Raw genomic sequence first — 10,627 nt, 5'->3', positions numbered from 1 at the left:
CGAGGCGCCGGACATGGATCCGGCGCCCTACGCGCTGCGCCGTTGAGGCGCGGCGCGGGGTGGCGCGTCAGTCCTTGCCGGCGCGCGCTTCGCGGCGCTGGCGCACCGCCTTGGCCAGCGTGTCCAGCACCGGCGCGGTCTGCGACCAGCCCAGGCAGGCGTCGGTGATCGACACGCCGGGGCGCAGCGGCTGGCCGGGGGTGAGATCCTGGCGGCCTTCCTCGAGATGGCTTTCGATCATCACGCCGGTGATGCGCGCGTCGCCGCCGGCCAGCTGCGCGGCCACGTCCTGCGCGACCTCGACCTGGCGCAGGTGCGACTTGTTGGAATTGGCGTGCGAGAAGTCGATCATGACCTGCTCGCGCTGGCCGGCCTTGCGCAGCACCGCGCAACAGGCGTCCACGCTGGCTGCGTCGTAGTTGGGGCCCTGCTTGCCGCCGCGCAGGATCACGTGCGTGTCCTGGTTGCCGCGGGTTTCGAAGATGGCGGCCATGCCCATCTTGGTCATGCCCATGAAGGCGTGCTTGGCGCTGGCGGCGACCATCGCGTCGGCGGCGATCTGCACGCCGCCGTCGGTGCCGTTCTTGAAGCCCAGCGGGCAGCTCAGGCCGGAGCTGAGCTGGCGGTGGCTCGGGCTTTCGGTTGTGCGCGCGCCGATGGCGCCCCAGGCGATCAGGTCGGCGATGTACTGCGGGCTGAGCAGGTCCAGGAATTCGGTGGCGATCGGCAGGCCCAGGCCGCTGACGTCCAGCAGCAGCTCGCGCGCGCGGCGCAGGCCTTCGTTGATGCGGAAGCTGCCGTCCAGGCGCGGGTCATTGATGTAGCCCTTCCAGCCCACGGTGGTGCGGGGCTTTTCGAAGTACACGCGCATGACGATGAGCAGATCCTGGCGATGCTGGTCGGCGGCGGCGCGCAGCAGGCGGGCGTACTGCATGGCCTGGCCGTGATCGTGGATGGAGCAGGGGCCGACCACGATGATCAGGCGGTCGTCGCGGCCGTGCAGCACGTCGGCGATCTCGGTCCGGCTGCGTTCGACCAGCGTCTGGATCTCGTCCGAGACCGGCAGTTCGTCCTGCAACAGCGCGGGCGAGATCAACGGGCGCACGGCGGCGATGCGGGTGTCGTCGATGCGGGTGATGTCCTGGGTGGAATCGGCCGCGCCGACCTCGCGGTCGTGCAGGGGATCGTCAATGCGGGTCAAGGGAAGCTCCGTGCCATAGATGCGGAAAGACCGCCATTATCGCACCCCCGACCGCCCGAAGGTTGCCATCCTCCGTCCTAGGGCGCGGGCCGGCGGGCGCCGCGCCATCGGCCAAGCGTGCGCCTTCAGTCCCGAATTTAAGCCTATCAGCACTGAATTTGCATTAACCCGTCGGCACGGCGGACACGGCGCGCGCGGATGCCGTAGCATTGGGGGCAGACTAGATACGCAGGCTCCAGGACAGCGCACGATGCCCAAGACCGAAGCCGGCCCCGCCCGCCGCATCCTCCTGGTCGAGGATCATCCGGTCGAGCGCGCCTATCTGCAGAATATGCTCCTGGCGCTGGGCTGCCGTCGCGTCGCGGGCGTGGGCAGCGGCGCCGAGGCGCTGGCGGCCCTGACGCGCCAGTCCTACGACGTGCTGATCAGCGACATCGCCATGGGCGAGGGCGGCGGCACCCGCCTGCCCAACGAGCTGCGCAGGCTCAAGGACGCGGGCCGCCTGAAGCGCATGCCGCCCATCATCTGGATCAGCAATCTCAGCGACGAGCTGCGCCATTCGCATGTGCGGCTGGCCCTGCAGGCCGGCTGCCCGTCGGCGCAGGCGCTGGCCAAGCCGGTGTCGCGCTCGGTCATGCAGCAGGCGTTGAAGACGGCGCTGCACGATATCGACGATCCCGACCTGTCAGGCCGCGCCTCGGCCGGCCCGGCCCCCACGCGGGCCGAGCTGCGGCGCGCGCTGGGCACGGGCGAGGGCATGAGCGTGGTGCTGCAGCCGCAGCTCAATCTCACCACCGGCCGCATGGTGTCGGCCGAGGCGCTGTCGCGCTGGGACCATCCGACGCTGGGCACGATCGCGGCCGGCGATTTCGTGCCGGCCGCGCACAGGCTGGGGCTGGACCGGGTGCTGTTCGAGCGGGTCGCGGGACAGGTGCTGGAGGTGCTGCGCCGCATGCGCGGCGAGCGCATCGAGGTGCCCATCGCCATCAATGCCTCGGCGGCCACCTTGTGCTCCCCGGACCTGCCGGCGCAACTGGAGCAGCTGGTGGCGCGGGCGGGGCTGCCGGCGCGGCTGGTGAAAGTGGAGCTGACCGAGGACGAGCCTGTGAAGGACTGGCTTGCGCTGTCCTCGGTGCTGAACCTGCTGCGGGTGCGCGGCTTCGAGCTGGCGATGGACGATTTCGGCGCCGGCATCGCGTCCATGCGGCTGTTTTCCGCCATGCCCTTCACCGAGCTGAAGATCGACCGCGACTTCATCGTCCACATGCATCGCGAGCCGGCCTCGCGCGCCGTGGTGGCGGCCGCCATCGAAATGGGGCGGGCGCTGGGCCGCCGCGTGATCGCCGAGGGCGTGGAGCAGGAGCGCGACATCCTGCTGCTGCGCGAGCTGGGCTGCGAGCTGGCCCAGGGTTTCGGCATCTCGCCGCCGCTCGCGCCCGACGCCTTCATCGCGTTCCGGCGCCAGCACTGAGGCCGGCGCCGCAAGCCGGCGTCAAAGGCCGGACACCTCGATATTGCCGGGGTAGTCGATCGAGAACTTGAGCACGGTCTCGCGCGACTTGCCGGGCTCCAGGTCCCAGTTCCAGACCAGCTTGCCGTCGTCCTCGCGCTTGATGTCGCGCTCGGACGGCGACAGCAGCTTGACCTCGATCTTCTCGTTGCGCGAGACCGGCAGGCGGTCCTTGAACGAGACCTGCTCCTTGGTCGACTTGTTGTTCTTGACCGTGATCTTGTATTCATAGGTCACGCGTTTGCCGCCGCCGGAGAAGCCGGTGCTTTCGGTATAGCGGTTGACCAGCTGGCGCTTGACCGAGATGCCTTCGTCCGCGCCCATCGCCAGTTCCAGCTTTTCGCCGGGCATCACGGCCTTGAGCCGGCTGGACGCCACGAAGGCGTCGTCCAGGAACGTGTTGAGCGTGCCGGCCAGGAAGGGCATCTCGGTGCCGTTGCTGGCATGCGCGGTCAGGAAGGCCGCCTCGCGCAGCGACGGCGTGGATTGGTATTGGAGCGTCGCCGGCAGCTTGACCGTGGTGATGGCCACGCGCTGCGTGCTGTTGTCCGACGGCAGCGTGACGGGCGCCTGGATCTGGAACGAAGCGCTGGTGGCGCCCGACTGGACCTCGGCGGTTGCCGATGTCACCGCTTCGGGCTGCGGCTCGGGCTGCGCCGCGGCGTCGAAGGCCTGTTCCTGCACGGCCATCTTCTGGCGCGCCATCTGGCGCGCTTCGCTCGCCGCGGCCGGCGCGGGACGCGGCGCCGCCGCGGGCATGGGCGGCGGCGGCACCGCCACATCCACGACCCAGGGCGTCAGCGCCGGCGCGCCGCCGCCCAGCGAGGGGCGGGCGGTCGACAGGGTGAGCTTGACCTTGTTCCAGTCTTCGCCGGTGGTCTGGTTGATGACGCCGAAATAACCCAGGTCCACGCTGCGGTCGGCGGCGCGCAGCCGCGCGTCGTAGGCCGGCGTCCACTGGGCGCCGGCAACCGCATAGGAAAGATTCAGGTCCAGCTTGCCGGGGCGCGCCAGCATCACGCGCAGCGTCACGGTCTTGCTGCGGCGACCCTGGCGGTCTTGCAGCTGGCTGTACTCATTGGCCAGCGCCTCCCGCTCGCGCTCGATGTCGGCGCGCTGTTCCTCCACGCGCCGCAGCCCGGCCAGCGCGCGGCTCAGCGTGTCGGCGCTCAGCGACTGGACCGCCTTGAGCTCATCGAGCGAGGGGCGGGCGCCGTCCTTGCCGGGCTGGGTGGCGCCTTGCTGGATCAGCGTCACCAGTTCGCGCTGGTTCTCCAGCACGGCGGCCTCGTCGTCCAGCGCGGCCTTCTTGTTGTCGAGTTGATTGATCTGCTGCTCGAGCTGCCTGAGTCGATCGTTGGGCGTGTTCGCCTCGTAGGCGGTGCGCACCTTCACATCCAGCAGCGTGGCCTGGCCGGTGCTTTTGGCCGCGACCTGCAGGGAGTTGTCCTGCAACGAGGCGGGCAGCTTCTCCAGCACCAGCTCGTGCTCGCCGGCGGCCAGCTCGGCGCTGGCCTGACGGGTGACGACGGCGCGGTCCTGGTAGACCGTCACGGCGCCGATGGCCGAGGGCAGGGCGGCGGCCGCGCTCAGGCCGGGGAGGGTGGCGATGGACAGAGCCAGGAGGGTACGTCGCATGGTGGCGCCTATTGATCGATGGAATCGGAAGCGGCGCGGACGGACTTGCCCTGCGCCGGGGGCTAAATGTACACGGCGCGCAAGGGGCGGGCTTTACAGAAGGTGGCAAACGAAACCATGCGATACCGCCCCGATCGCCGGGGCGTCAGGGCGCGGCTTTTCTATTCCTGGATCACGGCTGTCGCGGGCGCGTCGGCCCGCAGCGTTGCGCCCATGCCCTGGCTCAGCATCGACAGCAGCAGGGCGGGAGCCATGTTGAGCTGGGCCAGCAGCACGCTGCAGCGGGCCAGCCTGGCCAGGTCTTCGTGATTCTGGCGTGTCAACCATGCGCAGGCCTCGACCGACAACTGCATGCCGGCGATGGCGGCGGCGTTGCCGCTGCGCGCGATCCGCTGCAACAGCAGCAGATACATCAGGTTGGTTTCGTGGATGTCGCGCAGAAGTTCGGTGGATCTCGGCATCGGGCACCCCTTACTTCGTTGTGTCCGCGGACCGGATTCGTGGCGGGCGCGGAGCAAGGCGTGGCGCGTCCTTGGGAGGGCGTCTGCGCAGGCCGGTCGCCGGCCTGGCTGCCGATATGGTCTGTCGATCATATTTAAGCGACCAGGGGCCGTCAGTAATGGATTTCCCTGTGCTCAATTCATACATATGTTAATTTTGTAAAAGAGACTAATTCTCATTTATAATGCCGCCCATGTCCCGCGGCGCATGCCGTCCGCCGGGCCGTCTCCTTCTTCCAGCCGCCGGGGTACGCGATGGGTCTTTCTTCCGACGAACGCCAGCAATTGCAGCGCGAGCATGCCGCCTTGCTCGCGGCCTACGGACGCGTGCAATCGCATTGCAGCCGGCTGCTGGCCGCGCAGGCCGGACGCATCGAGCGGCTGGAAAGCGAAAACCTGCAACTGCGCGCCCGCCTGATCCGCCAGGAGACGCTGCTGTCCTGGGAGCGCGAGGATAGAGCTGCACTGGAGCGCGCCGTGCCGGGGCTGCCGCGCCGCGCCGCCCTGGCGCGTCGCGTCGGCCAACTGATGGAGCGGGTGCAGGCGCTGATGCGCGAGCGCCTGGCCTGGCAGGACAGGCTGGTCGCGCCGGTCCCGTCAACGGTGGCGCCGCGATCCGAGGCGCCGGCCGTCGCCGTCGCGCTGCGCGAGAAGTCCGTGCTGTGCGTGAGCGAGGATGCGATGGCCCTGATGCTGACGCGCAAGGTGGTCGAAATGGCCGGTGGCCGCTACCAAGGCCGCAGCGGCAAGGAAGACGCCGACACGCTGGAGGCCAGTCTGGTCGCGGCCGACCTGGTGATCTGCCAGACCGGTTGCGTCAGCCACGGCGCCTATTGGCGGGTGCGCGACCATTGCACGCGCACCGGCAAGGAATGCGTGCTGGTGGACAGGCCCGAGGCGCTGGACGGCCTGCGGCCGACGGAAACGGCGGGGCGCTGACCGCGCCGTCCGCGCCGGTTCAGTCCGCGCCAGCCGGCCGCGGCGCCCGCGCGCGGCGCAGCAGCGGCACCGCGCCCAGGGCGCACAGCGCCATCACCAGGAAGCCGCCGGGCGCATAGTGCCGGTACAGCGCGCCGCCCAGCTGGATGCTGGCGAACATGAAGACCCCGCCCGACAGCAGCGCGTACAGCGCGATCGCCGAGGTCTTGGCCGTGGCCGGCGCGCGCGCGGCGATGTGCCACATGATGGCGGCGTTGTTGCCGGCCAGCGTGAAGCACTGCAGCAGCTGCAGGACGGCGATGGCGGTGGGGTCGGCGGTGATCGCCAGCCCGGTCCATCGGATCGCCGTCATCACGGCCGAGATCAGGATCAGCCGCGGCGCGCCGACGCGCGCCAGCACCTTGGGCGCGGCGAAGAAGAACAGCACCTCGCTGGCCACGCCCACCGCCCACAATAGTGATATCAGCGCGGTGGACAGGCCCTGGGCCGTCCAGTGCAGCGTCGAATAGGAATACAGGAAGCCGTTGCTGGCCTGCACCAGCGAGGCGGCGGCGATGCACAGCAGCAGCGGGCGGTCGCGCAGCACGGCGCGCATGGGCGTGACGCCCGGCGTCGCGGGCGCGGCGTCCGGCGCGGGCCGCGCGGCCCGGGGCAGCAGCCGCAGCATGGCCAGGCAGGCCACGATCATCAGCATGGGCAGCCACATCACCCAGTTCACGCCGTGGGTCTTGATGAGATAACCGCCGCTGACCGTCATCAAGGCGAAGCCCAGCGAGCCGCAGGCGCGGATGAGGGTGTAGGAATTGCCCTGGCCGCGCCCGCTGGCGATCGCCATGCGGTCCAGCAGCGGCAGCACCGAGGGGAAGACGGCGTTCAGCAGCAGCGTGACGGCGAACAGCCAGGCCGGCGTGGCGGCCAGCGGATAGCAGGCGTAGAGCAGCAGCGAGCCGATCAGCGCCGCCGCGATCAGCGCATGGGCGCGGCCGGTCTGGTCGGCGACGTGGGCGACGACAGGAGTGGACAGGATCTTGGGCAGCAGCGCGGTGGCGACGATCAGGCCGATGAAGGCGCTGTCCAGGCCGCGCTCGGCGAACCACAAGGGCAGGAAAGGGATGCTGACGCCCTGCAGGCCGTAGTACAGGAAGTAGAACCCGTGCAGGGCGATGGCGCCCTGCCGGGCGTCGGGGTTGCCGCGCATGGCTGGAGGGGGGACGAAGGCAGGAATGAAGCCGCGTAGCATACTCCTGCCGCCGGGTCCCACGCCTTGACGCCTACCAGGGCAGCGGGGCTTTTTCGCCGTTGCCGTGCTCGCCGTAGTAGATGGACGGCAGGAAGCGCGACAGGTACGTGAATTCGGTATAGCAATGCCGCAGCAGCGCCAGGCCCAGTTCGTCCGCCGCGTCGCGCTCGGGCTGCGCGCTGGACTTGCCCAGGTAGAAGCGACTGCGCAGCACGCAGCCGAAGGGCGTGTCGCGCGCCAGGTGCACCATGTCGCCGTCCAGCGGATCGCCGTGCGCGTCCAGCTGCGCGTGGTCGCCGAAGCCGATGCGCGCATAGACGGCGGCCGAGACATCGCCGGCCTCGGTGGCGGCGCGCAGACGGGCGTCGCCGAAGGCCTCGGCCGGATCATGGAATTTCAAGCGCGCCGCCACGGGCGGGATGTCGGCCAGCGACTCGACCGCATGGATCGACGCGCCCACATAGCTTTCGCCGCGCCGCCAGTGGCTGTCCCAGCCGCGATGCTCGACGTGATCGTGCGGATGCCACCACTTGATGTGCTGGGTGGTTTCGAAGAACTTGAACCACCAGTCCAGCATGCGGCCCTTGCAGCCATGCAGGTCGGTGCGCACGGCCACCACCAGCAGGCCGTTGTCCAGGCGGGTGATGCCGGTCTCCAGGCGCAGCGGGGCGGGATCCAGCAGGGGTTGCAGGTCGGCCAGGATGAGGCTGGCGTGGGGGGCGTGTGTGTCCATGTTCGAGGCTCCATCAAAGATATCGAAGGGTTGGAAACCCGATTCTATAATAAAGAAACGAATAACGTTTCCTAAATAAAAGGGACGTGTAAGATGCCGTCTGCACACAGGAGGACGCCACCGATGGCGCAAGGCAAGATCCGATCGACCACGACAGGCGCCGGCCAGGCGCGGGACCTCGATGCGCGGGACGCCGCCGCGCCCGCCCCGCGCCCGCGCGGCCGGCCGGCCCGGCCCGAGGCCGAGCAGCGCGCCGCCGTGATGGCGGCGACCACGTGGCTGCTGCTGAACGAGGGCTATGCCGCGACCACGCTGGAAGCGGTGGCTCGGCGCGCCGGCATGGCCAAGAAGACCGTTTACCGTTATGCCAGCGACCGCGAGGACCTGGTGGCCCAGGTCGTGCGCGGCTGGACCGACGGCTTCGCGCCGGTGATGGCGCAGGACGTGACCAGCGTGGATGAGGTGCTGCCGGCGCTGGCGCGCGTGTTGCAGGCCATCGCCGAGCGCGTGCTGTCGGCCGACGCGGTCGGCATGTTCCGCCTGCTGACGGCGGACTTTCCGGGCCGCGACGCGCTGCGGCGGGCCTACCAGGAGAACGGCATCGAACGCGGCACGGCCATGTTGGCCGCCTGGTTCCAGCGCCTGGCCAGGCGCGGACTCATCCAGGTGAGCGAGCCCCGCGTCGTGGCCGGCCTGCTGCTGTCCATGGCGATCGCCGAACCGCTGCGCGCCATGGCGCTGGGGCTGACGCCGCCGCTGCCCGAAAGCTCGATCGGTGAACGCATACAGGCCTGCCTGGCGCTGTTCGCCGGAGATGCCAAGGTCTTCGCGCTGCGCGCCGCGTGATGCGGTCCGCGCGCCGTTCAGCTTGCCGCAAGGCCGGCGTGGCGATTTGGCAAAGCGCGCGCATGGCGATACCCTGAATAGGCAACGGCGCGTTCACGAGATGCGCCGCAGGCATTTTTCTCTAATCATTCCAAGGAGCAGAAACCCATGGCCAAGCAACTGAATGAGAAGACCGCCAAGGCCGCCAAGGAACGCCGCAAGCGTCCGCTGGCCACGCCCACCGACCTGTCGTCCGCCGCCACGCGCGACATCTCCGCCGCGCTGAACCAGGTCCTCGCCGACGTGTTCGCGCTTTACCTGAAGACCAAGAATTTTCACTGGCACGTCAGCGGCCCGCACTTCCGCGACTATCACCTGCTGCTGGACGAGCAGGGCGACGAGCTGTTCGCCATGACGGACCCGCTGGCCGAGCGCATCCGCAAGATCGGCGGCACCACGCTGCGCTCCATCGGCCACATTGGCCGCACCCAGCGCATCCAGGACAATGACGCCGACTACGTGCAGCCGCTGGACATGCTGGCCGAGCTGCGCGAGGACAACAAGATGCTGGCGGCCTCGCTGCGCGAGGCGCACAACGTCACCGACGAGCATCGCGACATCGCCAGTTCCAGCCTGATCGAGAACTGGATCGACGAAACCGAGAAGCGCACCTGGTTCCTGTTCGAGGCCAGTCGGCAGGGCGACGGCACCGGGCATTGAGCGCCGGGCCGCCGCCAGCGCCTGGAACGAGGCCGTGACCGTGGCGTGACACCCCCGCGACGGCCGGACGCGGCGCCCGCGCTAGCGGCCGCCGCGTCCGTCACGGATACACCAGGACTGGTTTGTCCTGGTAGCGCGCCGGGAAGACCTTGGCCAGGTTCTCCACCTTCGGCACGTCGTTGACCATGATGTACATGCTGTACGGATGGCGCACCAGATAGTCCTGGTGGTAGTCCTCGGCGCGATAGAAGGCCTTGAGCGGCTCGATCGTGGTGGCCATCGGCTTGCCGTAGACGCCCGCGCGGTTCAGCTGCGCGATATAGGCCTCGGCCACCTGCCGCTGGCCGTCGCTGGCGGGGAACACGGCTGAGCGGTACTGGGTGCCGGTGTCGGGGCCCTGGCGGTTGAGCTGGGTCGGGTCGTGCGCCACGGAGAAATAGATCTGCAACAGCTGGCCGTAGCTGACCTGGGCCGGGTCGTAGGTGATCTCCACGGCTTCGGCGTGGCCGCTGCGGCCGCCGCTCACCGTGTCGTAGTTGGCGGTGGACGCCTGTCCGCCCGCGTAGCCGGAGACGGCCGAGCTGACGCCCTTGACGTGCTGGAACACGGCCTGCACGCCCCAGAAGCAGCCGCCGGCCAGCACGGCCTTTTCCTGCGCGGCGCCGGCGGGCGCGTCTTGCGCGGGAGGCGGGATCAGGACGGCGGTCTCGGCCGAGGCGGCAATGCCGGGCAGCGTGGCGGCGAGGGCGCAGGCGGCCGTCAGCAGGCCGGGAAGTTTGCGCGACAGGAATGAGGCAGGCATGGCGATGGATCCTATGGTTTGGGGGGTGAGGCGGCGCGTGTGTCTCAGCTCTGCGCCGTGAAACGCAGCGCGACGCCGTTCATGCAGTAGCGCAGGCCGGTCGGGCGCGGGCCGTCGTCGAACACGTGTCCCAGATGGCCGCCGCAGTTGGCGCAATGCACCGCCGTGCGGACCATGCCGAAGGTGCGGTCCTCGGTCTCGCCCACGGCGTCCGGCAGGGGCTGCCAGAAGCTGGGCCAGCCGGTGCCGCTGTCGAACTTGCGGTCCGACGAGAACAGCTTGTGGGCGCAGCCGGCGCAGGTATACAGGCCCTTGCGGTGCTCGTTGTTCAGCGGACTGGAATAGGGCCGTTCGGTGGCCTCGCGCCGCAGCACCTCATATTCCTCGCGGCTGAGCCGTTCGCGCCATTGCGCGTCGCTGAGCGCATAGGGAAACGATGCGGCGGCCGGCTGCGCGGCGCGGCTGCCCAATGCGGGGGCCAGCGCGGCGGCCAGCGCCGCCGCCGCGCCCGGGCCCAGG

The 10,627-nt window shown here is 69.5% G+C and carries 11 protein-coding genes; 4 read left to right on the top strand and 7 right to left on the bottom strand.

Annotated features, from left to right (window positions below; translation table 11 throughout):
- Positions 1-67 precede the first annotated feature (67 nt).
- Positions 68-1,201, bottom strand: a complete 1,134-nt coding sequence (locus tag AC6LJ5_RS28755) for a 3-deoxy-7-phosphoheptulonate synthase (protein WP_392412691.1) — start codon at positions 1,199-1,201, stop codon at positions 68-70.
- Between the two features lie 250 nt (positions 1,202-1,451).
- On the opposite strand from AC6LJ5_RS28755, the gene AC6LJ5_RS28750 reads away from it, so the two are divergent.
- Positions 1,452-2,672 (top strand): EAL domain-containing response regulator, encoded by a 1,221-nt coding sequence (locus AC6LJ5_RS28750; RefSeq protein ID WP_103274207.1) that lies wholly within the window; start codon positions 1,452-1,454, stop codon positions 2,670-2,672.
- A gap of 21 nt (positions 2,673-2,693) precedes the next feature.
- Here the strand turns inward: AC6LJ5_RS28750 and AC6LJ5_RS28745 are convergent, their stop codons facing one another.
- Positions 2,694-4,349, bottom strand: a complete 1,656-nt coding sequence (locus AC6LJ5_RS28745; RefSeq protein ID WP_103274208.1) for a mucoidy inhibitor MuiA family protein — start codon at positions 4,347-4,349, stop codon at positions 2,694-2,696.
- A 161-nt stretch (positions 4,350-4,510) separates the two neighbouring features.
- A complete protein-coding gene (locus tag AC6LJ5_RS28740) occupies positions 4,511-4,810 on the bottom strand; it encodes a flagellar transcriptional regulator FlhD (protein ID WP_103274209.1) in 300 nt (99 codons plus the stop codon).
- Between the two features lie 294 nt (positions 4,811-5,104).
- Between AC6LJ5_RS28740 and AC6LJ5_RS28735 the strand changes: the two genes are divergently transcribed.
- Positions 5,105-5,788 (top strand): DUF2325 domain-containing protein, encoded by a 684-nt coding sequence (locus AC6LJ5_RS28735; RefSeq protein WP_103274210.1) that lies wholly within the window; start codon positions 5,105-5,107, stop codon positions 5,786-5,788.
- A gap of 19 nt (positions 5,789-5,807) precedes the next feature.
- Here the strand turns inward: AC6LJ5_RS28735 and AC6LJ5_RS28730 are convergent, their stop codons facing one another.
- Positions 5,808-6,986 (bottom strand): MFS transporter, encoded by a 1,179-nt coding sequence (locus tag AC6LJ5_RS28730; RefSeq protein WP_103274211.1) that lies wholly within the window; start codon positions 6,984-6,986, stop codon positions 5,808-5,810.
- A gap of 73 nt (positions 6,987-7,059) precedes the next feature.
- On the bottom strand, positions 7,060-7,761 hold the full coding sequence (locus AC6LJ5_RS28725) for a DAPG hydrolase family protein (protein ID WP_392412688.1): 702 nt from the start codon (positions 7,759-7,761) through the stop codon (positions 7,060-7,062).
- Positions 7,762-8,022: 261 nt separating this feature from the next.
- Between AC6LJ5_RS28725 and AC6LJ5_RS28720 the strand changes: the two genes are divergently transcribed.
- Together AC6LJ5_RS28720 and AC6LJ5_RS28715 are read left to right on the top strand one after the other, a co-directional pair.
- Positions 8,023-8,607, top strand: coding sequence for a TetR/AcrR family transcriptional regulator (locus tag AC6LJ5_RS28720; protein ID WP_498142291.1), 585 nt, complete (start codon positions 8,023-8,025; stop codon positions 8,605-8,607).
- A gap of 147 nt (positions 8,608-8,754) precedes the next feature.
- Entirely contained in the window at positions 8,755-9,306 is a 552-nt protein-coding gene (locus AC6LJ5_RS28715; protein WP_103274214.1) for a Dps family protein, read from the top strand.
- A gap of 100 nt (positions 9,307-9,406) precedes the next feature.
- Here the strand turns inward: AC6LJ5_RS28715 and msrA are convergent, their stop codons facing one another.
- A complete protein-coding gene (msrA, locus tag AC6LJ5_RS28710) occupies positions 9,407-10,108 on the bottom strand; it encodes a peptide-methionine (S)-S-oxide reductase MsrA (RefSeq protein ID WP_392412684.1) in 702 nt (233 codons plus the stop codon).
- 44 nt (positions 10,109-10,152) lie between these two features.
- A complete protein-coding gene (gene msrB, locus AC6LJ5_RS28705) occupies positions 10,153-10,626 on the bottom strand; it encodes a peptide-methionine (R)-S-oxide reductase MsrB (protein WP_498142290.1) in 474 nt (157 codons plus the stop codon).
- Between the last annotated feature and the right edge of the window lies 1 nt (position 10,627).

This window comes from Achromobacter sp. 1011791174, from assembly GCF_059760925.1.
Note: the sequence above shows the minus strand (reverse complement) of the source record. Positions and strands in the feature narration are given on the sequence as shown.